We start from the raw sequence: 21,895 nt of genomic DNA, 5'->3' as shown, positions 1-21,895 counted from the left end.
ACTTCATTTTGTTCTGTACTTCGTGTTTCCAACCTTACCAGATTCATTTGGCTGTTCTTGCCTCTTGAATTCCGGTGGCCTTTGGAGTGGCCTTTGCCTTTCGGCTGTTCACTACTTTAGCCGATTCCCCGTGCGGCTCATAATCGAGCCGTGGGGCTTGAATTTCGGCATGCCGAAATCCACACCCGTTGGGGTTCGAACGTAGGTAGTGGATGGCCGCTACGGGCGGCTGCTGAACAGCAGGGCCCGTGTCAAGCGGCTCGGGCTACGTTAGGCGGATGAACAGGACGAGTCAAGTTCGTCGTCGCCGCGGTACGTGGGGGCGATAGGGGCTGACCGACCGCTCGCCGTCGATCCAGAAGCGCCAGGGATGGACGGCGCCGTCGCCGCCCACTCCGGTACGCGGACCACTGCGGACCTGGTCATCCGCGACGGGGGTGCCCGTCAGTATCGCCAGCGGGGCGTCAAGGCCGGCACAGACGTCCGTACCGTCGAGAGCGCGGTCGATGTCGAGGGCGGTGGCCAGCCGGGCCGGGCCTTTGGCGAGTTCTCTGTCATGGCGGGCCGAGAGCCGACGTGTGCGGGCCAGTTCGCCGCCGACACGGATCTCGCCGGCCCGCAGCAGGACTCCGCTCGCGATGCCCTCGGGTCCGCACACCAGGTTGAGGCAGTGCCACATCCCATAGGTGAAGTAGACGTACGCGTGACCGGGCGGACCGAACATCACACCGTTGCGGGCGGTGCGGCCACGGAAGGCGTGCGAGCCGGGGTCGATCTCGCCCGCGTACGCCTCTACCTCGGTCAGCCTGAGTTCAATGGGCCCAACGTCCGTGCTCCGTACCAACGTTCGGCCGAGGAGGTCGGGCGCGACCTCCAGGACCGGGCGGTCGAAGAAGTCCCGGGGCAGCGGTGTTCGATCGGGGCTCTCCTTCATGGCGTACGAGCGTACCCGGGAACCGACTACCGTCATGGCGCGTATGTAGGGGTCAGGACTAGAAGGAGTGAACATGGGCTTCAAGAAGCTGCTCGCGAGCGTGGGCGCCGGTGGCGCGTCCGTCGAGACCGAGCTGACCGAGTCGAACGTCGTGCCCGGCGGCGTCGTTCAGGGCGAGGTGCGGCTCCAGGGCGGTTCGGTGAACCAGCAGATCCAGGGGCTCTCCGTCGGCCTCCAGGCACGGGTCGAGGTCGAGGGCAACGACCAGGAGCTCAAGCAGAACATCGAGTTCACCAAGCAGAGCATCGGCGGTGCCTTCGAGGTGCAGGCCGGAGCGGCGCATGTGGTTCCGTTCGGTCTGGAGATCCCTTGGGAGACGCCGATCACCACGATCGACGGGCAGCAGCTGCGCGGGATGAACATCGGCGTGACCACGGAGCTGGACATCGCGCGGGCGGTGGACTCCAGCGACCTGGACCCGATCAACGTCCACCCGCTGCCGGCGCAGCAGGCCATCCTGGACGCCTTCATCCAGCTGGGCTTCCGCTTCAAGAGCGCGGACATGGAGCGTGGGCACATCCGCGGGACGCGTCAGCGGCTGCCGTTCTACCAGGAGATCGAGTTCCTCGCGCCGCAGCAGTACCGCGGGCTGAACCAGGTCGAGCTGACCTTCGTCGCGGACGACCGCGAGATGGACGTCATCCTGGAGATGGACAAGAAGCCGGGCCTGTTCACCGAGGGAAGCGACTCGTTCCGGGCCTTCCAGGTGGGCCTGGGCGACTTCCACAGCACCGACTGGTCCGCCTATCTCAACCAGTGGCTCGCCGAGGTCGGTGGCCGTCGCAACTGGTTCTAGGCATACCTCTAGGCTCGGCGTCGCAAGGCAGGACAGCCGATTCGGAGGTTCACGTGACCGAGGTGAAGAGGGCTCCGCTCCCTCATGACTTCCATCCGCAGGTGCCGTCGTTCACCGTGGTGAGCGACGACGTTTCGCCGGGGGCGGTGCTGAAGGACGCGCAGGTCCACGCCGCCGGGAACACCTCGCCGCACCTGCGGTGGGAGGGTTTCCCGGCGGAGACCAAGAGCTTCGCCGTGACGTGTTTCGATCCGGACGCACCCACCGGCAGCGGATTCTGGCACTGGGTGGTCTTCGACATCCCGGCGTCGGTCACCGAGCTTCCGGTGGGTGCGGGCAGCGGCGCGTTCGAGGGGCTGCCCGAGGGCGCCGTACAGGCACGTAACGACTACGGGTCGAAGGACTTCGGTGGCGCGGCGCCGCCGGCCGGGGATCCCGCGCACCGCTACGTATTCACCGTGTACGCGGTGGACAGCGAGCGGCTGGGGCCGGACAGTGACGCGTCGCCCGCGTTCGTCGGGTTCAATCTGCGGTTCCACGCGCTGGCGCGTGCGCAGCTCATCGGGGAGTACGCCGCACCCGCGGAGAGCTGACCGTTTGCGTTTTGTTTGCCCTGCCCTGGTCTTGGAGAGACCAGGGCAGGGCATTTTTTATTGTGTTGTCCCTCTCGGCGTGCCCGGCCAGAGTTGATCCAAGCCCGCCAGGCGGTGGGCCGGCACACGGGAGGTGGGCGGGATGCGGGACACGCTGGTATTGAATGCGAGCTTCGAGCCGCTGTCGACGGTGACACTCAACCGCGCGGTGGTGCTGGTGCTGCAGGACAAGGCCGTTGTCGAGCAGGCCCACCCCGGTCTCCGTGTGCGTGCGGCCGCGGTGGAGCTGCCGGTGCCCCGGGTGATCAGGCTCTGCCGGTATGTCCGGGTGCCTTTCCGAAGACAGGCTCCGTGGTCGAGACGGGGTGTGCTGATACGGGACCAGCACCGGTGCGCGTACTGCGGCAGGCGCGCGACGACGGTGGACCATGTCGTGCCGCGGTCCCGAGGGGGTGCGGACAGCTGGCTGAATACGGTCGCGTCCTGCGCCGAGGACAATCACCGCAAGGCGGACCGTACGCCGGAGCAGGCGGGGATGCCGCTGCTGCGCGACCCGTTCGTGCCGTCTCCGGCGGATGCGATGCTGCTCTCGCTGCGGGCGGGCGAGCGCTCGGAGCTGCCGGTCTGGCTGGCGGGGGTTCAACCCGCCGCGTGAGCGGACCAGAAGCGGGAAAGCCCGCCCCCTTCCCGGGGAGCGGGTTTTCGTATGTCCGCGTCAGCCGTACCGGCGCAGAAGCAGCTGGACGATGGCGACCACGCCGACCACCACGATCAGTGCGCGCAGGGCCACCGGCGGCAGCCGGCGGCCGACCTTGGCGCCGAGCTGGCCGCCGAGCGCGGAGCCGACCGCGATGAGCACCACCGCCGTCCAGTCGAACTCCGCGACGAAGAGGAAGAAGATCGCGGCGACGCCGTTGACGACGGCGGCGAGGACGTTCTTGACGGCGTTGAGGCGTTGCAGGGCGTCGTCGAGCAGCGTGCCCATCAGGGAGAGGTAGATGATCCCCTGGGCCGCGGTGAAATAGCCGCCGTAGACGCTGGCGAGCAGCAGCCCGGTAAACAGGAGCGGGCCGCCGTTGGGACGTGCCACGGTGCCGTTGCGTTCGCGGCGGGCCTGGACGGCCTTGGCCAGCCGGGGCTGGAGGATCACCAGGACGAGGGCGAGCGTGACCAGCACGGGCACGATCGTCTCGAAGGCCGTCGAGGGCAGGACGAGCAGCAGGGTGGCGCCGCTGAGTCCGCCGACGAGCGCGGCGACGCTCAGGAGCAGGACGCGGCGGCCCTGGCCGGTGAGTTCCGCGCGGTAGCCGATGGCTCCGCTGACCGATCCGGGTATCAGGCCGAGCGCGTTGGAGACGGTGGCGGTGACCGGGGGGAGGCCCGTCGCGAGCAGAACGGGGAAGGTGATCAGCGTGCCGGAGCCGACGATCGTGTTGATGGTGCCGGCACTGATGCCCGCGACGAAGACAGCGAGCATCTCCCAGATGGTCACGGTAAAGCCCTTCGGTGATCGGTGCCGGATGCACCGATCATGCACGAAGGGGCGGGTGGATCAGTCGAGCGGGGGGGTCTGCCGCCGCTCCTTGCCGGTATTGAAGCCCGGCATGCCGCCGCCCAGGTTGTCGAAGGCTCCGCTGAGCCCCTTGAGGGCGTCGCCGATCTCGCTGGGCACGATCCAGAGCTTGTTGGCGTCGCCCTCGGCGATCTTGGGGAGCATCTGGAGGTACTGATACGCGAGGAGCTTCTGGTCCGGGTCGCCCGCGTGGATCGACTCGAAGACCGTACGGATCGCCTGCGCCTCGCCCTCGGCGCGCAGCGCGGCGGCCTTGGCCTCACCTTCGGCGCGGAGGATCGCGGACTGCTTCTCGCCCTCCGCGGTGAGGATCTGCGACTGGCGGATGCCCTCCGCGGTGAGGATCGCCGCGCGCTTGTCACGGTCGGCGCGCATCTGCTTCTCCATCGAGTCCTGGATGGAGGTCGGGGGCTCGATCGCCTTCAGCTCGACGCGGTTGACGCGGATGCCCCACTTGCCGGTGGCCTCGTCGAGGACACCGCGCAGGGCCGCGTTGATCTCCTCGCGGGAGGTGAGGGTCCGCTCCAGGTCCATGCCACCGATGATGTTGCGCAGGGTGGTGACGGTGAGCTGCTCGATCGCCTGGATATAGCTGGCGACTTCGTAGGTCGCGGCCCGGGCGTCGGTCACCTGGTAGTAGATGACGGTGTCGATGTTGACGACCAGGTTGTCCTGGGTGATCACCGGCTGGGGCGGGAAGGGCACGACCTGTTCGCGGAGGTCGATGCGGTTACGGATCGAGTCGATGAACGGGACCACGATGTTCAGGCCCGCGTTGAGGGTTCGGGTGTAGCGGCCGAAGCGCTCCACGATGGCGGCGCTTGCCTGCGGGATGACCTGGATCGTCTTGATCAGGGCGATGAATACAAGCACCACCAGGATGACCAAGACGATGATGATTGATGGCATCGCGTTCCTCGGGCCCTTCGCTGCCGGATGTTCTGATGATCGAGTTTCTCAGACCGGGGACGTACGTGGGGACCGTTCAGCCGGGTTGGCTCACATGACCACGGCTGTGGCGCCGTCAATCTCCACGACATCGACCTGCTGGCCTGGTTCGAACGTCATATCGCTGTCGAGCGTGCGGGCCGACCAGACCTCACCGGCCAGCTTGATCCGGCCACCTCTGCCGTCCACTCGTTCCAGGACGAGGGCCTGACGGCCTCTCAGCGCGTCGATTCCGGTGGCTGAGCCCGGACTTGCGTGGCGCTGCCGGGCCGCGTACGGACGCACGACGGCGATGAGCGCGACGGACACCACGACGAACACCAGGACTTGGGCCACTATTTCGCCGCCGAGCGCCGCGGTAATGGCGGCGGCGACCGCTCCGGCCGAGAACATGCCGAACTCGGGCATCGCTGTCAGGACGAGCGGAATGCCCAGTCCGACCGCGCCGATCAGCCACCACACCCACGCGTCGATTTCCACGTGTTCATGGTAGGTCCGGCGAACCCCCTCAGGACAGGGGCGAGTTCAGGTCAGCTGAGCGGCAGACCCTGCGCCGTCCAGCGGTCGCCCGCGCGCTCGACGACGAGCGGGAGTCCGAAGCAGAGCGAGAGGTTGCGGGAGGTCAGTTCCGTCTCCATGGGGCCGGCCGCGAGGATCTTGCCCTGGCGGATCATGAGGACGTGGGTGAAGCCCGGGGCGATCTCCTCGACATGGTGGGTGACCATGATCATGGAGGGGGCGTACGGGTCGCGCGCGAGGCGGCCGAGACGGCGCACGAGGTCCTCGCGGCCGCCGAGGTCCAGTCCTGCGGCGGGCTCGTCCAGAAGCAGCAGCTCGGGGTCGGTCATCATCGCGCGGGCGATCAGGGTGCGCTTGCGCTCGCCCTCGGAGAGCGTGCCGAACTTGCGGTCCAGGAACTCGGTCATGCCGAGCCGGTCGAGGAAGGCGCGGGCGCGCTGCTCGTCGACCTCGTCGTAGTCCTCGTTCCAGGTCGCCGTCATGCCGTACGCGGCGGTGAGGACGGTCTGCAGGACCGTCTGGCGCTTGGGTAGCTTTTCGGACATGGCGACGCCCGCCACGCCGATGCGCGGGCGGAGGTCGAAGACATCCACCTTGCCGAGCCGCTCCCCGAGGATCGTCACCTTGCCGGTGGTCGGGAAGAGGTAACTGGACGCGAGATTGAGCAGGGTGGTCTTGCCGGCGCCGTTGGGGCCGAGGATCACCCAGCGCTCCCCCTCCTTGACCGACCAGGAGACATCGTCCACCAGAGCGCGTCCGTCGCGGACCACGGATACGTCCACCAGCTCCAGTACATCGCTCATGAGCGCGTTGTCTCCCCATGCAATCGTCTTGAGGTTCTGGGTGCGCCTGTAGGCACATCTCCCAGGGAAAACCTACGCCACCGGTCCAGCGATCCGGCCTTGAGGTCCGTTCCCTAGGCTGGGGCCATGCTTTCGCAACCACGCTCAGGACTGCTGGCCGCTTGGGGAAACGCCCTTCTGGCCGGATTTGTATCGCCGGACGACGCTGTGATGGCCGTGGTCGGCGACGACGCGCTGCACCGGGTGGAGGGCCTGCCGGGCGAGACAGGGCCCGTGGGGCTCACGCTGGCGCTGGGGCGACTGCGGGCGCTCGGTGTGACCGGATACAGGGTCGCGCTGCCCGCGCCGGGGCATCCGCTGGGGCTCAGCGGGCCGCCGGAGTTCAACGCGCGGGCGCTGGAGGCCGAGGAGGCGGTGATCGCCACGGGTGCGGCGTACGGGCTGGTGCCCGAGGTGTCCGCGGTGGGTCCTGACGGGGACCGTCATGTCGAGGTCGTCTGGCACTGCCTGCCGGTACGGGACGCGCCGCCGGCGGATGTGCCCTCGCTCGGAGAGGCGGAACGCGAGCTGGCCGAGGCGCTGCGGGACGCGACGGAGGCGCTCTCCCGGCTGGATGTGGCGGCGTCGGGCCCGGTGGCCGAGGCGGCCCTGGACGCGTACCGGGCGCGGGCGGAGCGGGGCCGCGAGGTGCTGGCTCCCGGCTATCCGCCGCGCGCGGTGCGGGTGCTGGAGCTGGCCCAGCGGGTCGGGCTGCTCGTCTCGCTGGCATACGAGCACGGGCACGGCGGCGCGGTGAGCGCGTCGGAGATGGCGGCGCGCGGCGAGGCGCTGCGCCCGGTGGAGCGCCTCGCCCGCCGCGCGCAGGTGGCCGCGTACAACGCCTACGTGGAAGAGCGGCAGAAGAACACACCCCTGCCGCCCCCCGGCGAGTGAGCCGAAGGGGCGCGCCGCTGTCGAAAGGGAGAACGCGCGGAGGTTCGCGAGGAACGAGCGAACCGAGCACGATCGACCGTCGGCACCGGCATAAAGCGCCCCGGAGGCGAACCGAGCCCTGAAAAAGAGGTGCGTGAGCCGAAGGGGCGCGCCGCTGTCGAACGGGAGAACGCGCACAGGTTCGCGAGGTACGAGCGAACCGAGCACGATCGACCGTCGACAGTGGCATGAGCGCCCCGGAGGCGAACCGAGCCCCAAAAAAGAGGCGAGTGAGCCGAAGGGGCGCGCCGGTGCCGAAAGGGAGAACGCGCACAGGTTCGCGAGGAACGAGCGAACCGAGCACGATCGACCGTCGGCACCGGCATAAAGCGCCCCGGAGGCGAACCGAGCCCTAGTGGTTGATCGAGTGGTTGCCGAACGCGGGGTTCAGCAGGCCGATCACGTTGATCGTGTTGCCGGTGAGGTTCACCGGGATGTGCACCGGGACCTGGATCACGTTGCCGGAGACGACACCCGGGGAGTGCGTCGCCGCGCCGCCGGCCTGGGCGCCGCCGTCGGTGGCGAACGCGGCGCCGGCGGAGGCACCCGCGGCGAGACCGGCGGTGACGAGGACCAGTGCGGCCTTCTTGGCAACCTTCATGGGATGTTCCTTAATCGCGTCATCAGTGACCGCGGCGGTACGCCGCGGCACGCCATGAAGAACGCTCGGCCCGCGAGAAGGATGCGCCGTGTGGGTGACATACACCCGACGGTATGAATCTCAGACCGGAGGGCAACGTTCCGGATCAGTCCGCGATCCCATGGCGTACGGCCCAGAGCGCCGCCTGCGTACGGTCCGCGAGATCCAGTTTCATCAGAATGTTCGAGACGTGCGTCTTGACAGTCTTCTCGGAGAGCACCAGCGCACGAGCGATCTCCCGGTTGGAGCGCCCGTCGGCGATCAGGCTGAGCACTTCCCGCTCCCGGTCGGTGAGCGACGTCCCCCTGCCCTGGCCGCTGCCGGTGTGGTCCTGGGCGAGCAGCGCGCCCGCGACCTCCGGCTGGAGCAGCACATGTCCCGCGTGGACGGAACGGATGGCGCCGGCCAGCGCTTCGGGGTCGACGTCCTTGTAGACATAGCCGGAGGCCCCGGCGCGCAACGCGGGAACCACGGTGCGCTGCTCGGTGAAGCTGGTGACGATCAGGACCTTGGCCGGATTGTCGAGTTCACGAAGCTTGCGCAGCGCCTCGATGCCGTCGGTCCCGGGCATCTTGATGTCCATCAGCACGACGTCAGGGCGCAGTTCCTCGGCGCGGGCGACGCCCTCGGCGCCGTCGGACGCCTCGCCCACGACCTCGATGTCGTCCTGGACCTCCAGGAACGTACGCAGGCCGCGCCGCACCACCTGGTGGTCGTCGACCAGCAGGACCCGGATCCCGCCCCTGTCCTTCTCAGCCACCCGGCACCTCCATCTTGATCGTGGTGCCCTGTCCGGGCGCCGATTCCACCGTGAGCCTGCCGCCCACGCCGCTCGCACGGTCGCGCATCGAGACCAGGCCCAGATGACGGCCCGCCCGGCGCACCGTCCGGGGCTCGAAGCCGCTGCCGTTGTCGGTGACGCTGAGGACCGCGCCCTGGGCGCGGCGGGAGAGGGTGACATCGACCCGCTCGGCGCCGGAGTGGCGCAGCGCGTTGTGCAGCGCCTCCTGGGCCACCCGCAGCAGCGCCTCCTCCTGGGCGGCCGGGAGGGCCCGTACGGCACAGCTGTCGAAGGTGACCCGGGCGGAGTGGGCCCGGTCGAGCACCTGGATCTGGGTGCGGAGGGTGTGGACGAGGCCGTCCTCGTCGAGCGCGGCGGGGCGCAGTTCGACAACGGCGGCGCGCAGTTCTTCGGCGGCCTCGGCGGCGAGGGCGGCGACCTGCTGGAGTTCGCCCTTGGCACGGGCCGGGTCGCGGTCCACCAGCGCGGCCGCCGCCTGGGCCGTCAGCCGCAGCGAGAAGAGTTTCTGGCTCACGGCGTCGTGGAGCTCGTGAGCGAGGCGTGAGCGCTCCTCGGCGATGGTGAGTTCCCGGCTGCGCTCGTACAGCCGGGCGTTCGTGAGGGCGATGGCGGCGTGCTGGGCGAGGATCGAGAGGAGTTCCTCGTCCTCCTCGGTGAATCCGCAGGCACCGTCCGGCTTGGGGCAGCGCTTGTTGGCGAGGAAGAGCGTGGCGATGGTCTCGTCGCCGTCCCTGACCGGCAGGCCCAGGAAGTCGGACATGTCGGGGTGGGCGGAGGGCCAGCCCTCGAAGCGCGGGTCCTTGCGTACGTCGGCGAGGCGCTCGGCCTTCTCCTCGTGGAGCATCGCGGCGAGGATGCCGTGCTGGCGCGGGAGCGGGCCGATGGCCTTCCACTGCTCGTCGCTGACGCCGTCGACGACGAACTGGGCGAAGCCGCCGTGATCGTCCGGCACGCCGAGCGCCGCGTACTCGGCGTCGAGCAGTTCGCGGGCCGAGGCGACGATCGTCTTGAGGACGTCGCGCACCTCCAGATGCCTGCTCATCGCGAGGAGTGCGGTGCTCACAGCGGCGAGGCCGGAGCGCGGTCGGTGGCTCATGGCTTCACCGTACCGGCGCGTGAGACGCACCGTATCGGCCCCCGGAAGGCCCCCGACCAGGACCAGCGACCTACGCCGAAGGGCCCTTGCGGGCCGGGGCGGATTCCGCCGGAGCGGCGCGGGGCGGGCAGGGCCGCGCGAGCCCGAGGTCTCGCATCCGGTGATGCCAGTTGGCCGCTCACACAGCGCATTGCGGTAGCAACCCCGGGTGAGTTCGGCGTGCCTCCGATGTGAGCCCGCACATAGGACGTACATCACTTACGAACGCGACTAGTCGCCAGAAAAGGGTGGTGTGAGCTGTGGATAAATGGGGCAAGAGGTCCCCTTTCGGCGCCCCGCTCCACTATCCGGGGTCGTACGTCACACCTTTGCCACACGTTTTTGCGGCCGCTAAGAATTGCCGACGTCGCCGCCGAGCAGGCTGGCCGTCCGGCCTCCGCGACTCCCGCTATTCGAAGAGGTACGTCTCTATGTTCTCGTCACGCACCCCTGGCCCCACCCGTCTGAACAAGACCCACAGGGCATCCATCGCCGGCGTTGCCGCGGCCGGAGTCGCGGCTCTCACCTTCTCGCTGGTTCCCGGCTCCCACGCGGAGACGGAGAGCCAGTCCCCCGCCACCGCCCCGGTGGCCTGGAACACGACCTCGACCGTGCAGGCGAGCCTCGCCAAGCAGCACGTCACGGCCAAGACCGACGCCACGGCCAAGGAGAAGGCAGCCGCGAAGGCGAAGGCCGACGCGGCCGCGAAGGCCAAGGCGAAGGCCAAGGCAGCAGCCGAGAAGAAGCGCGCCAAGGCCGCGGCCGCCAGCCGCTCCGCCGACCGCAAGCCGGTCTACCCGAACAACCTGGACGGCTGGATCCGTGAGTCGCTGGCCATCATGAAGGCCAAGGGCATCCCCGGTTCGTACGAGGGTCTGCACCGCAACATCCTCCGCGAGTCGAGCGGTAACCCGAACGCGATCAACAACTGGGACATCAACGCCCAGAACGGCATCCCGTCGAAGGGCCTGCTCCAGGTCATCCCGCCGACCTTCAAGGCCTACCACGTCGAAGGAACGCCCTTCGACATCTACGACCCGGTCGCCAACATCACGGCCGCGGCCAACTACGCCGCGGACAAGTACGGCTCGATGGACAACGTCAACAGCGCCTACTGAGCCGGCGCACACCGACGCGTGCTGACGCGCGCTGACGTCGACCGACGCCGAAGGGCGGCACCCCGCGGGGTGCCGCCCTCAGACGTATGGCCGGTCCTGTCCCGGTCCGGCCTCGTTACTTGCGCATGACCTCCGGCTCGTGGCGGCGCAGCAGGCGCGACACCACGACACCGCAGAGGGCGCCCATCAACAGCAGGATCCCGATGTTGATGCCCCACTGGCCCGCCGAGTGCTCCCACAGCGGGTCCAGGTCGGTGGGGTTCTTGGGATCCCACGGCGGCATCAGATGGGCCAGGTCGAGGGTTGTGCCCGCGCCCGCGATGGCCCACCGGGACGGCATCAGCCAGGCGAACTGCTCCAGGCCCGGCGAACCGTAGACCTGGAAGAGGATGCCGGTGAAGACGACCTGGATGATCGCGAACATGACCAGCAGCGGCATGGTCTTCTCCGCGGTCTTCACCAGCGAGGAGATGACCAGGCCGAACATCATCGAGGTGAAGCCGAGGGCGATCACGACGAGGCAGATCTCGACGGCCGGCGGCATGATCAGGCCCTCGGCCGGCATGTCGCGCGTGGCGAAGCCGATGCCGCAGATGATGACGCCCTGGAACGCAGTGATCACGCCGAGCGTGATGACCTTGGACATCAGATAGGCGGAGCGGGACAGGCCGGTGGCCCGCTCCCGTTCGTAGATGACCCGTTCCTTGATCAGCTCACGGACCGAGTTGGCCGCGCCGGAGAAGCACATGCCGACCGCGAGGATCAGCATGATCGTGCCGGCCTTGCCGTTGAAGGTGGAGGGCGGCTCGGGCGGGCCGAGACCGAATTCGGCCGGGATGACGACGCTGACCAGGCCGAGGACGGCCGGCAGGATGACCATCAGACCCATGAAGCCCTTGTCGGACGCGATCACCGAGGAGTATCTGCGGATCAGCGTCCAGAGCTGGGAGCCCCAGCTCTGCGGCTTCGGCGGGCGCATCTGCTGCGGCGACGGCATATGGACGGACTGCGCGGCGACGGCGTCGATGTCCGCGGCGTACATCTGGTAGTGCTGAGAACCGCGCCAGCGGCCCGCCCAGTCGTAGTCACGGTAGTTCTCGAAGGCCGAGAAGACATCGGCCCAGGTGCTGTAGCCGAAGAAGTTGAGCGCTTCCTCCGGCGGGCCGAAGTACGCCACGGAACCGCCGGGGGCCATCACCAGCAGCTTGTCGCAGCTCGCCAGCTCGGCGACGGAGTGGGTGACGACCAGGACCGTACGGCCGTCATCGGCGAGACCGCGCAGCAGCTGCATGACATCGCGGTCCATGCCCGGGTCGAGGCCGGAGGTCGGCTCGTCCAGGAAGATCAGGGACGGCTTGGTGAGCAGCTCCAGGGCCACGGACACCCGCTTGCGCTGACCACCGGAGAGCGAGGTGATCTTCTTGTCCTTGTGGATGTCGAGCTTGAGCTCGCGCAGCACCTCGTCGATGCGGGCCTCGCGCTCGGCCTCGGCGGTGTCGCCGGGGAAGCGGAGCTTGGCCGCGTACTTGAGCGCCTTCCTGACGGTCAGCTCCTTGTGCAGGATGTCGTCCTGCGGGACCAGGCCGATGCGCTGGCGCAGCTCGGCGAACTGCTTGTACAGATTCCGGTTGTCGTAGAGGACATCGCCCTGGTCGGCGGGGCGGTAGCCGGTCAGCGCCTTGAGCAGGGTGGACTTGCCGGAGCCCGACGGGCCGATGACCGCGATCAGCGACTTCTCGGGGACGCCGAAGGAGACGTCCTTGAGGATCTGCTTGCCGCCGTCGACCGTCACCGTGAGATGGCGGGCGGAGAAGGAGACCTCACCGGTGTCGACGAACTCTTCGAGGCGGTCGCCGACGAGCCGGAAGGCCGAGTGGCCGACGCCGACGATGTCGTTCGGGCTGATGAGTACGGTGCCGGACTTGGCTATCGGCTGGCCGTTGACGTAGGTGCCGTTGTGGGATCCGAGGTCGCGGATCTGGAAGCGGCCGTCGGGGGTCGCCGTGAACTCGGCGTGCAGGCGCGAGACCTGGAGGTCGGAGACGACCAGTTCGTTCTCGAGCGCACGGCCGATGCGCATCACACGGCCGAGGGCGAGCTGATGGAACGTGGTCGGGCTGCGGTCTCCGTACACCGGCGGGGCCCCCGCGGCACCGCCCGAGGCCGGGGTCTGCTGAGGGAACTGCGCGCCGGGCCCGCTCTGCTGCGGCGGGATGTGTGCCTGCTGCGGCTGCTGCCAGTCCTTCTGCTGCGGGGCGGGCGCCTGCTGCGGCGTCTGCTGCGGTGTCTGCTGCTGGGGCGCCCAGCCCTGTCCGCCCTGCTGCGGCTGCTGGTACGGGGCCTGCCCGCCCTGCGCCTGGTGAGGCACCGCGCCCTGCGCGCTGTACGCGCCGGCGCCCGCCGCGGCACCGGTGAGATTCAGCCGCGGTCCGTCGGTGGCATTGCCGAGATGCACGGCCGAACCGGCACCGATGTCCGTCTGCTGAACGCGCCGGCCCTGCACATACGTGCCGTTGGTGCTGCCGTGGTCCTCAATGACCCAACCTCGGCCCCCCCAGCTGATGGTGGCGTGACGCCACGAAACCCTGGCGTCATCGATCACCAGGTCGCCCTGCGGATCACGTCCGAGGGTGTACGACCTGGACGGATCGAGCGTCCAGGTCCTTCCGTTCAATTCCAGTACGAGTTCCGGCACTCCATGCCCCACTAGTTGTCCCCCGGTTTCCCCCATCGCAGGGAGTCTAGGGATGGCGAACATCGTGGGGAACTATTTCAGGCCCGCTCCTCGCCGGGAAAGTCGGCCCTGATGAATACCCCGTTCACGCCCGGAAAAGCCTCCGGAGAAGGTGTCGGCCGAACACCCTCGGCCGACGGTCCCGCACCCTCGGTGTCCAGAACACGTGTCCGGTACCCGGGACGGTCGGCCGGTCTCCGTGCCCCGCCCGATACGGTGGAAACACCATGAGTGCATCACAGCCCCTTCGGACCGCCGACGTCCCCACTCTTCTCGTCAAGATCTTCGGGAAGGACCGCCCCGGGATCACCGCCGGGCTCTTCGACACCCTCGCCGCCTACTCCGTCGACGTGATCGACATCGAGCAGGTCGTCACCCGTGGCCGGATCGTCCTCTGCGCGCTGATCACCGCGCCCACCGCGGGCGGTACCAGCGCGGGCGAGCTGCGGGCGACCGTGCACAGCTGGACCGACTCACTCAAGCTCCAGGCCGAGATCATCTCCGGCACGGGCGACAACCGGCCGCGCGGCAGCGGCCGTTCGCATGTCACCGTGCTCGGCAACCCGCTGACCGCGGAGTCGACGGCGGCCATAGCGGCCAGCATCACGTCGACCGGCGGCAATATCGACCGGATCTTCCGGCTGGCGAAATACCCGGTCACCGCGGTGGAGTTCGCGGTGTCCGGGGTGGAGACCGAGCCGCTGCGCACCGCGCTGGCCACCGCGGGCGCCGAGATCGGGGTGGATGTCGCGGTCGTCTCGGCCGGGCTGCACCGCCGGGCCCAGCGACTGGTCGTCATGGACGTCGACTCGACCCTGATCCAGGACGAGGTCATCGAGCTCTTCGCGGCGCACGCCGGCTGCGAGGCCGAGGTCGCCGAGGTGACCGCCAGGGCCATGCGCGGGGAGCTGGACTTCGAGCAGTCCCTGCACGCGCGGGTGGCGCTGCTCGCCGGGCTCGACGCGTCGGTGGTGGAGAAGGTGAGGGCGGAGGTACGGCTCACGCCCGGTGCCCGCACCCTGATCCGTACGCTCAAGCGGCTCGGCTACCAGGTGGGGGTCGTCTCCGGCGGCTTCACCCAGGTCACCGACGCCCTGCAGGACCAGCTCGGACTGGACTTCGCCTCCGCCAATACGCTGGAGATCGTGGACGGAAAGCTCACCGGGCGGGTGGTGGGCGAGATCGTGGACCGTGCGGGCAAGGCCCGGCTGCTGCGCCGGTTCGCCGCGGAGGCGGGGGTGCCGCTGGCGCAGACCGTCGCGATCGGCGACGGCGCCAATGATCTCGACATGCTGAACGCGGCGGGGCTCGGCGTGGCCTTCAACGCCAAGCCGGTGGTCCGCCAGGCCGCGCACACCGCGGTGAACGTGCCGTTCCTGGACACCGTTCTCTATCTGCTGGGCATCACACGCGAGGAGGTCGAGGCGGCCGACGGCGAGACCGACTACGACCAGGATCACACCGTCTGAGCAGCGGAGAAGGCCCCGGCACGAGGTCCGTGCCGGGGCCTTCCGCGGTCGGTCGTCAGGAGCCCGGAAGCTCAGTCGTGGGGAGCCCAGAAGTCGACGAGCTTGCCCACCCCGTGCTCCACCGACTTCCAGCTGCCGTTGATGACGATGACGGCGTAGGCGGCGGTCGGGAATCCGCTCCGGGTCATCCGGGCGATGGTGTCGCCCTCCGAATCACCCGAGAGCGCGTCGGCGAGGGCATGCGTCGTGGGGTTGTGACCGACGAGAAGGAGATCATTCACTTCGTCGGGGGTCTCGTTGATCAGCGCGAGCAGATCGCCGAGGGTGGCATCGTAGAGCCGCTCCTCGTAGACGGTCTTGGGGCGCTGCGGCAGCTCGTGCACGGCCAGCTTCCACGTCTCACGGGTCCTGGCCGAGGTCGAGCAGAGAGCCAGGTCGAAGGCGATACCGGTCTCGGCGAGCCTGCGACCGGCGACGGAGGCATCCATGCGGCCCCGCTCGGCGAGCGGCCGCTCGTGGTCGGACACCTCCGGCCAGTCGGCCTTCGCATGCCGGAGTAGGACGATCCTGCGAGGTGTATCGACGCTCATGCATCCCAGCTTCGCATGAAATGCGGCATCGGGCGCAGGGTGTTGACGGGCTGCCCCGGCACGGGTGACGGTCTCAGCGGGCGAAGGTCAGGTGGATGTGCTCCAGGATCCGCCCGACCGCGGGGTCACCGGCCGCGGCGTGTGCCTGGCCAGGACCCGCCATCAGCAGAAGCAGCGCGGCAAAGGCGACGGCGGGCAGCGCGACCGCCCACCACGGCAACTGGATCTCGATGCTGTCGGAGGAGCCCTTGGGGTGGGAGCGCGAGTGCGTTCGGGCCGGCATGGCCGCCTCCGGGGGTCTGCGGGTCGGTGTGCGTCCAACCTACGGATCATGGATCCCGGTTCCCATCCGGTGACCCACCCACTTGACCCTGACCCTGCCCCCCTAGGGGACAGTAGTGCCAGCACCCCTCTTTTTTTGGGGCTCGGTTCGCCTCCGGGCGCTTTATGCCCCTGTCGACGGTCGACCGTGCTCGATTCGCTCGTACCTCGCGAACCTCCGCGCGCTCTCCCATTCGACAGCGGCGCGCCCTTCGGCTCACTCGCCGGGCCGTCGGCAGGAGCCGCCCACGCCCGCTCGGGGGCCAGGATGTGGTCTCGTCGCCCCCTGCCGACCGCCGGCGAGTGAGCCGAAGGGGCGCGCCGGTACCGAAAGGGAGAGCGCGCACAGGCCCCGAGGAACGAGGGGGCGAGCACGGTCGACCGTCGGTATCGGCATAAAGCGCCCCGGAGGCGAACCGAGCCCTAAAAAAAGGGGCGAACCGAGCCTCAAAAAATCACGGCGCGGCTAGGGAGGCGATGGTGCCGATGATGACCAGGATGCCGATGATCGCGCCGAAGACGAGGAGCAGCTTCTGCTGGCCGTTCTGGGGGTTCGGGTCAAGGACTGGCATGCGCTCAGTCTCGCATCCGGGCCTCGTCCTCGATCGTCCGGTCCCGTCCCGCGATGACGCCGGCGACCATCTGCGGCACCAGGAAGCACGCCATCAGGGTGATCGGCAGCCCCCAGCCGCCGGTGTGCTGGTAGAGCACGCCCACCAGCAGCGGGCCGGGGATCGAGATGAGGTAGCCGGTGCTCTGGGCGAAGGCGGAGAGCCGTACGACGCCCGCGCCGGTCTTCGACCGCATGCCGATCATGGTGAGGGCCAGCGGGAAGGAGCAGTTCGAGATGCCCAGCAGTACGGCCCAGAGCCAGGCGCCCTCGGCCGGTGCGAAGTAGAGGCCCGCGAAGGCGGTCAGTCCGCAGCTTCCCAGGCCGACGACGATCGGGCCCTGGTTCTTCATGCGCGCGGCCAGCCGCGGGATCACGAAGGCCAGCGGCACCCCCATCACCATCGTCACGGCGAGCAGCAGGCCCGCGGTGCCCGGCGAGACGCCCGCGTCGCGGAAGACCTGCGGCATCCAGCCCATGGTGATGTACGCGCCGGTGGCCTGGAGGCCGAAGAAGCAGGCGAGCGCCCAGGCGGTGCGGCTGCGGCCGATCCTGAGTCCGGGGGTCTGCCGCTGCTGGGCCGGGGACATGGCGGCGCCGCGGTCGCGTATCAGGCCGGTCCAGGGGAGCACGGCGAGGACGGCGAGCAGGGCCCAGATGCCGAGGCCCCGGCGCCAGCCGCCGCCCAGCGCCTCGGTCATGGGGACGGTCGCGGCGGCCGCGGCGGCAGTGCCGAGCGCGAGGGCCATCGAGTAGAGACCGGTCATGGTGCCGACGCGGTCGGGGAAGTACCGCTTGACGATCACCGGCATCAGCACATTGGAGACGGCGATGCCCATGAGCGCGAACGCGCTCGCGGCGAGGAAGCCGGCCGTGCCGCCGGCGAACGGGCGGATCAGCAGCCCTGCGGTGATGGCCACCATGCCGGCCCAGACGACGGCGCCGGGGCCGAAGCGGCGGGCCAGCCGCGGGGCGGCGAATCCGAAGACCGCGAAGCAGAGCGGCGGCACGGAGGTGAGGACCCCCGCGACGGTGCCGCTCATGTGCAGCCCGTCCCGTACCTCTTCGAGCAGCGCGCCGAGGCTGGTGATGGCGGGGCGGAGGTTGAGGGCGGCCAGGACGAGGCCGACGACGAGAAGCCGGGTGAGCCGGACCGAGGAGCGCCGTGCGGGAGAATCGGCGGATACGGACGCGGCCACCGGTAGGGTGCCGGCCTGGCTCACGGGCCGTCGTGTCTGGGTCTCGTCTGGCATGGCGCCATCATAGAATCATGGGATGATTGGTTGTCCAATCACCTTCCGGCCTTTTCTACGACTTGGAGCACCATGGCGCTGACCTCTCCCCGGCGTTCCGCGCTCTCCGACCAGGTGATCACGGAACTGCGGAACCAGATCACGTCGGGCGAATGGCCGGTCGGATCGCGGATCCCCACCGAACCCGAGCTGGTCGAGCAGCTGGGCGTGGCCCGTAACACCGTGCGCGAGGCCGTGCGCGCGCTCGCCCACAACGGGCTGCTCGACATCCGGCAGGGCTCGGGGACGTATGTCATCGCGACGAGCGAGCTGGCCGGGGTGATGCACCGCAGGTTCGCCGGTGCGGATCCGCGCCATGTCGCTGAGCTGCGGTCCACGCTGGAGTCCTCGGCCGCGCGGCTGGCGGCGGAGCGGCGTACGGAGCGGGATCTGCGGCAGCTGGACACCCTGCTCGCACGGCGTGAGGAGGCCTGGAGCGCGGGCGACGCGGACCGGTTCGTGGCCGCGGACGCGACGCTGCATCTGGCGGTCGTCTCGGCCTCGCACAACGATGTGCTGACGGCGCTCTACGCGGATCTGGGTCATCTGCTGCGCGACTGGCTCCGCGACGACGTGGGGCGGGAGCTGCGGCCCGAGGACCATATGGACCACGCGCGGCTGGTGGCGGCGATCAGGGACGGCGATGTGGAGGCGGCGGGGGCCGAGGCCGCGAGTCATGCCCTCAGTTGCCAGCGCGAAAGAGTCTGAGCACGGAAGCCGCGCGCCGTCCGCTGGACGGTCGCGCGGCTTCCGGAGGTCGTACGGGGGTCAGGCGCCCATCATGTGCACGCCGCCGTCGACATGGACGATCTCGCCGGTCGTCTTCGGGAAGAAGTCCGACAGCAGACCGACGACACCACGGCCGGCCGGGTCCGGGTCGGACAGGTCCCAGCCGATCGGGGCGCGGTGGTTCCACACGTCCGCGAGCTCCTCGAAGCCCGGGATGGACTTGGCGGCCATCGACTTGAGCGGACCCGCCGAGACCAGGTTGCAGCGGATGTTCCTTGCGCCCAGGTCACGGGCGAGATAGCGGCTGGTGGACTCCAGCGCCGCCTTGGCGACGCCCATCCAGTCGTACTTGGGCCAGGCGACCTGCGCGTCGAAGGTGAGGCCGACCACCGAGCCGCCACGTCCCATCAGCGGCAGACAGGCCGTCGTCAGCGACTTCAGGGAGTACGCCGAGACATGCACCGCCGTCGAGACGTCCTCCCAGCTCCCCTCCAGGAAGTTGAAGGCGCCCTGCGGGCCGAAGGCGATCGAGTGCACGATGCCATCGAGCCCGGCATCCTCGCCCTGGTACTCACGGATCCGGTCGGCCAGCCCGTCCAGGTGCTCCTGGTTGGTGACGTCCAGCTCGATGACCGGGGCGGTCTTGGGCAGCCGCTTGGCGATGCGCTCGACGAGGGAGAGCCGGCCGAAGCCGGTGAGGATGACCTCGGCGCCCTCCTCCTGCGCCACCTTGGCGGCGTGGAAGGCGATGGAGCTGTCGGTGAGGACGCCCGTCACGAGAATGCGCTTGCCGGCGAGGATTCCACTCATGTGATCAGTGACCCATGCCCAATCCGCCGTCAACGGGAATGACGGCTCCAGTGATGTACGAGGCGTCGTCGGAGGCGAGGAACCGCACGGTCGCGGCGATCTCCTCCGGCTGCGCATAGCGGCCGAGCGGCACCTGAGAGACGATGCCCGCGCGCTGCTCGTCGGTGAGGACCTTCGTCATGTCCGTGTCGACGAAGCCGGGCGCGACGACGTTGAAGGTGATGTTCCGCGAGCCCAGTTCGCGGGCGAGGGAGCGGGCGAAACCGACCAGGCCGGCCTTGGACGCGGCGTAGTTCGCCTGGCCCGCCGAGCCGAGCAGCCCCACCACCGAGGAGATGAGGACGACACGACCCTTCTTGGCGCGCAGCATGGCGCGGTTGGCGCGCTTGACGACCCGGAAGGTGCCGGTGAGGTTGGTGTCGAGGACGGCGGAGAAGTCCTCCTCGGACATCCGCATCAGCAACTGGTCCTTGGTGATACCGGCGTTGGCCACCAGCACCTCCACGGGACCGTGCTTCTCCTCGATCTCCTTGTAGGCCTGCTCCACCTGCTCGGTGTCGGTGATGTCGCAGCGGACCGCCAGGCAGCCCAGCTCCGTCAGGGCCTCCGGCGGCTCGCCGGAGCGGTAGGTGATGGCGACCTTGTCGCCGTTGTCGGCGAAAGCACGGGCGATGGCGAGGCCGATGCCCCGGTTTCCTCCGGTGACGAGAACCGAGCGGCTCAACGGATGGGCCTTTCCCTAGCGGTCTGGTACCTCGAAAACCTATCGGTCCCGTCCCGTCCGCGGAGAATCGACCCCTGACAGCGCCTCGGTACGGACCCTGTTGGATCCCTACAGAAAGTGGTGGGCAAGCGGACCGCCGACGCGACATGATCGGGGCGACCGGTCCGGACGACAGGGAGACATCAGTGGCTCATTCCATCGACGAAGCCTTCACGGCACTGCCGCTGCGGGCGCTCGCCGACGCCGCGCTCGCCAGGGCGCGGGCGCTCGGCGCCGAGCATGCCGACTTCCGCTTCGAGCGGGTGCGCAGCGCGTCCTGGCGGCTGCGGGACGCCAAGCCCGCGGGGTCGTCGGACACCACGGATCTCGGCTACGCGGTCCGGGTGGTGCACGGCGGCGCCTGGGGCTTCGCGTCGGGGGTCGATCTGTCCATGGACGCGGCGGCGCGGGTCGCGGGGCAGGCGGTGGCGATGGCGAAGCTGTCCGCGAAGGTGATTTCCGCCGCCGGCTCCGACGAGCGCGTCGAGCTGGCGGAGGAGCCGGTGCACGCCGACAAGACCTGGGTGTCGGCGTACGAGATCGACCCGTTCGGCGTACCCGACCAGGACAAGAGCGGGCTGCTGGCGGAGTGGAGCGCGCGGCTGCTGCGGGCCGAGGGCGTCGCCCATGTGGACGCGTCGCTGGTCACCGTCCATGAGAACAAGTTCTACGCGGACACCGCGGGCACCGTCACCACCCAGCAGCGGGTCCGGCTGCATCCGCAGCTCACCGCCGTCGCGGTCGACGGCAAGAGCGGTGAGTTCGACTCGATGCGGACGATCGCCCCGCCCGTCGGCCGGGGCTGGGAGTACCTCACGGGGACCGGCTGGGACTGGGACTCCGAGCTGGAGCGCATCCCCGGGCTGCTCGCCGAGAAGATGCGCGCGCCGAGCGTCGAGGCGGGGACGTACGACCTGGTCGTCGACCCGTCGAATCTCTGGCTGACGATCCACGAGTCGATCGGCCATGCCACCGAGCTGGACCGGGCGCTGGGCTACGAGGCGGCGTACGCCGGGACCTCCTTCGCCACCTTCGACCAGCTCGGGAAGCTGGAGTACGGCTCGTCGGTGATGAATGTGACGGGCGACAGGACCGCCGAACACGGTCTGGCCACCATCGGGTACGACGACGAGGGCGTCGGGGCGCAGTCGTGGGACCTGGTCAAGGACGGCACGCTCGTCGGCTACCAGCTGGACCGCCGGATCGCGAAGCTCACCGGCCTCGGCCGCTCGAACGGCTGCGCGTACGCCGACTCGCCGGGCCATGTGCCCGTACAGCGCATGGCGAACGTGTCGCTGCGGCCGGATCCGGGCGGTCTCGCCACGGAGGACCTGATCGGCGGGGTGGAGCGCGGGATCTATGTGGTCGGCGACCGGTCGTGGTCGATCGACATGCAGCGCTACAACTTCCAGTTCACCGGCCAGCGGTTCTTCCGTATCGAGAACGGCAAGCTGGCGGGCCAGCTGCGCGATGTCGCCTACCAGGCGACGACGACGGACTTCTGGGGCTCGATGGAGGCGGTCGGCGGGCCGCAGACGTATGTCCTGGGCGGCGCCTTCAACTGCGGCAAGGCCCAGCCGGGCCAGGTCGCGGCGGTCTCCCACGGCTGCCCCTCCGCCCTGTTCCGCGGCGTCAACATCCTCAACACCACGCAGGAGGCCGGACGATGACCGCGACCACCGCC

General features: G+C 69.2%; 23 protein-coding genes. 8 read left to right on the top strand and 15 right to left on the bottom strand.

What is annotated here, in order from left to right:
• Positions 1 to 292: 292 nt before the first annotated feature.
• Complete coding sequence (locus ACZ6MZ_RS33160) at positions 293 to 934, bottom strand: DNA-3-methyladenine glycosylase (RefSeq protein ID WP_469356231.1); 642 nt, start codon at positions 932 to 934, stop codon at positions 293 to 295.
• A 73-nt stretch (positions 935 to 1,007) separates the two neighbouring features.
• On the opposite strand from ACZ6MZ_RS33160, the gene ACZ6MZ_RS33155 reads away from it, so the two are divergent.
• From ACZ6MZ_RS33155 to ACZ6MZ_RS33145, 3 genes are all read left to right on the top strand, one after another.
• Positions 1,008 to 1,790: a sporulation protein gene (locus ACZ6MZ_RS33155; protein ID WP_389793106.1), complete on the top strand. Its 783-nt coding sequence runs from the start codon at positions 1,008 to 1,010 to the stop codon at positions 1,788 to 1,790.
• Between the two features lie 53 nt (positions 1,791 to 1,843).
• A complete protein-coding gene (locus ACZ6MZ_RS33150; RefSeq protein WP_389793108.1) occupies positions 1,844 to 2,383 on the top strand; it encodes a YbhB/YbcL family Raf kinase inhibitor-like protein in 540 nt (179 codons plus the stop codon).
• Between the two features lie 142 nt (positions 2,384 to 2,525).
• Positions 2,526 to 3,038, top strand: a complete 513-nt coding sequence (locus ACZ6MZ_RS33145) for an HNH endonuclease (RefSeq protein WP_384193872.1) — start codon at positions 2,526 to 2,528, stop codon at positions 3,036 to 3,038.
• Positions 3,039 to 3,098: 60 nt separating this feature from the next.
• Here ACZ6MZ_RS33145 and ACZ6MZ_RS33140 read toward each other — a convergent pair whose 3' ends face one another.
• From ACZ6MZ_RS33140 to ACZ6MZ_RS33125, 4 genes are all read right to left on the bottom strand, one after another.
• Positions 3,099 to 3,875 (bottom strand): sulfite exporter TauE/SafE family protein, encoded by a 777-nt coding sequence (locus tag ACZ6MZ_RS33140; protein WP_469356227.1) that lies wholly within the window; start codon positions 3,873 to 3,875, stop codon positions 3,099 to 3,101.
• Between the two features lie 60 nt (positions 3,876 to 3,935).
• The gene (locus ACZ6MZ_RS33135; protein ID WP_384193877.1) at positions 3,936 to 4,865 is read right to left on the bottom strand and encodes an SPFH domain-containing protein; all 930 of its coding nucleotides are present in this window, start codon (positions 4,863 to 4,865) and stop codon (positions 3,936 to 3,938) included.
• A gap of 90 nt (positions 4,866 to 4,955) precedes the next feature.
• Positions 4,956 to 5,384, bottom strand: coding sequence for an NfeD family protein (locus ACZ6MZ_RS33130; protein WP_386877738.1), 429 nt, complete (start codon positions 5,382 to 5,384; stop codon positions 4,956 to 4,958).
• A gap of 50 nt (positions 5,385 to 5,434) precedes the next feature.
• A complete protein-coding gene (locus ACZ6MZ_RS33125) occupies positions 5,435 to 6,226 on the bottom strand; it encodes an ABC transporter ATP-binding protein (protein WP_384193883.1) in 792 nt (263 codons plus the stop codon).
• Between the two features lie 126 nt (positions 6,227 to 6,352).
• Between ACZ6MZ_RS33125 and ACZ6MZ_RS33120 the strand changes: the two genes are divergently transcribed.
• Positions 6,353 to 7,159, top strand: coding sequence for a hypothetical protein (locus ACZ6MZ_RS33120; protein WP_384193886.1), 807 nt, complete (start codon positions 6,353 to 6,355; stop codon positions 7,157 to 7,159).
• 391 nt (positions 7,160 to 7,550) lie between these two features.
• Here the strand turns inward: ACZ6MZ_RS33120 and ACZ6MZ_RS33115 are convergent, their stop codons facing one another.
• The 3 genes from ACZ6MZ_RS33115 to ACZ6MZ_RS33105 form a co-directional block, all read right to left on the bottom strand.
• A complete protein-coding gene (locus ACZ6MZ_RS33115) occupies positions 7,551 to 7,799 on the bottom strand; it encodes a chaplin (protein ID WP_469356224.1) in 249 nt (82 codons plus the stop codon).
• A 145-nt stretch (positions 7,800 to 7,944) separates the two neighbouring features.
• Positions 7,945 to 8,598, bottom strand: a complete 654-nt coding sequence (locus tag ACZ6MZ_RS33110) for a response regulator (protein ID WP_389793017.1) — start codon at positions 8,596 to 8,598, stop codon at positions 7,945 to 7,947.
• Positions 8,591 to 9,736 (bottom strand): GAF domain-containing sensor histidine kinase, encoded by a 1,146-nt coding sequence (locus ACZ6MZ_RS33105; protein WP_389793015.1) that lies wholly within the window; start codon positions 9,734 to 9,736, stop codon positions 8,591 to 8,593. Before ACZ6MZ_RS33105 ends, ACZ6MZ_RS33110 begins: the two co-directional genes overlap by 8 nt.
• A 470-nt stretch (positions 9,737 to 10,206) precedes the next feature.
• On the opposite strand from ACZ6MZ_RS33105, the gene ACZ6MZ_RS33100 reads away from it, so the two are divergent.
• Positions 10,207 to 10,893, top strand: coding sequence for a transglycosylase SLT domain-containing protein (locus tag ACZ6MZ_RS33100; RefSeq protein WP_469356222.1), 687 nt, complete (start codon positions 10,207 to 10,209; stop codon positions 10,891 to 10,893).
• A gap of 115 nt (positions 10,894 to 11,008) precedes the next feature.
• Here the strand turns inward: ACZ6MZ_RS33100 and ACZ6MZ_RS33095 are convergent, their stop codons facing one another.
• Positions 11,009 to 13,624: an ABC transporter ATP-binding protein/permease gene (locus tag ACZ6MZ_RS33095; protein WP_389793011.1), complete on the bottom strand. Its 2,616-nt coding sequence runs from the start codon at positions 13,622 to 13,624 to the stop codon at positions 11,009 to 11,011.
• 230 nt (positions 13,625 to 13,854) lie between these two features.
• On the opposite strand from ACZ6MZ_RS33095, the gene serB reads away from it, so the two are divergent.
• Complete coding sequence (serB, locus tag ACZ6MZ_RS33090; RefSeq protein ID WP_469356220.1) at positions 13,855 to 15,096, top strand: phosphoserine phosphatase SerB; 1,242 nt, start codon at positions 13,855 to 13,857, stop codon at positions 15,094 to 15,096.
• Between the two features lie 71 nt (positions 15,097 to 15,167).
• Here serB and ACZ6MZ_RS33085 read toward each other — a convergent pair whose 3' ends face one another.
• From ACZ6MZ_RS33085 to ACZ6MZ_RS33070, 4 genes are all read right to left on the bottom strand, one after another.
• The gene (locus ACZ6MZ_RS33085) at positions 15,168 to 15,686 is read right to left on the bottom strand and encodes a SixA phosphatase family protein (RefSeq protein ID WP_384193239.1); all 519 of its coding nucleotides are present in this window, start codon (positions 15,684 to 15,686) and stop codon (positions 15,168 to 15,170) included.
• A gap of 73 nt (positions 15,687 to 15,759) precedes the next feature.
• Complete coding sequence (locus tag ACZ6MZ_RS33080) at positions 15,760 to 15,969, bottom strand: hypothetical protein (RefSeq protein ID WP_384193237.1); 210 nt, start codon at positions 15,967 to 15,969, stop codon at positions 15,760 to 15,762.
• Between the two features lie 493 nt (positions 15,970 to 16,462).
• The gene (locus tag ACZ6MZ_RS33075; RefSeq protein WP_384193234.1) at positions 16,463 to 16,579 is read right to left on the bottom strand and encodes an SGM_5486 family transporter-associated protein; all 117 of its coding nucleotides are present in this window, start codon (positions 16,577 to 16,579) and stop codon (positions 16,463 to 16,465) included.
• 4 nt (positions 16,580 to 16,583) lie between these two features.
• Positions 16,584 to 17,870, bottom strand: coding sequence for a CynX/NimT family MFS transporter (locus ACZ6MZ_RS33070; protein ID WP_469356218.1), 1,287 nt, complete (start codon positions 17,868 to 17,870; stop codon positions 16,584 to 16,586).
• Between the two features lie 72 nt (positions 17,871 to 17,942).
• On the opposite strand from ACZ6MZ_RS33070, the gene ACZ6MZ_RS33065 reads away from it, so the two are divergent.
• Complete coding sequence (locus ACZ6MZ_RS33065) at positions 17,943 to 18,617, top strand: FadR/GntR family transcriptional regulator (RefSeq protein ID WP_469356216.1); 675 nt, start codon at positions 17,943 to 17,945, stop codon at positions 18,615 to 18,617.
• 60 nt (positions 18,618 to 18,677) lie between these two features.
• On the opposite strand, the gene fabI is transcribed toward ACZ6MZ_RS33065, so the two are convergent.
• Entirely contained in the window at positions 18,678 to 19,448 is a 771-nt protein-coding gene (gene fabI, locus ACZ6MZ_RS33060; RefSeq protein WP_469356214.1) for an enoyl-ACP reductase FabI, read from the bottom strand.
• A gap of 4 nt (positions 19,449 to 19,452) precedes the next feature.
• On the bottom strand, positions 19,453 to 20,172 hold the full coding sequence (fabG, locus tag ACZ6MZ_RS33055) for a 3-oxoacyl-[acyl-carrier-protein] reductase (protein ID WP_384193223.1): 720 nt from the start codon (positions 20,170 to 20,172) through the stop codon (positions 19,453 to 19,455).
• A 185-nt stretch (positions 20,173 to 20,357) separates the two neighbouring features.
• Here fabG and ACZ6MZ_RS33050 point away from each other — a divergent pair, with 185 nt between their 5' ends.
• Complete coding sequence (locus tag ACZ6MZ_RS33050; RefSeq protein ID WP_469356212.1) at positions 20,358 to 21,881, top strand: TldD/PmbA family protein; 1,524 nt, start codon at positions 20,358 to 20,360, stop codon at positions 21,879 to 21,881.
• Positions 21,882 to 21,895: the final 14 nt, after the last annotated feature.

Source organism: Streptomyces sp. NPDC042201 (genome assembly GCF_055582185.1).
Note: the sequence above shows the minus strand (reverse complement) of the source record. Positions and strands in the feature narration are given on the sequence as shown.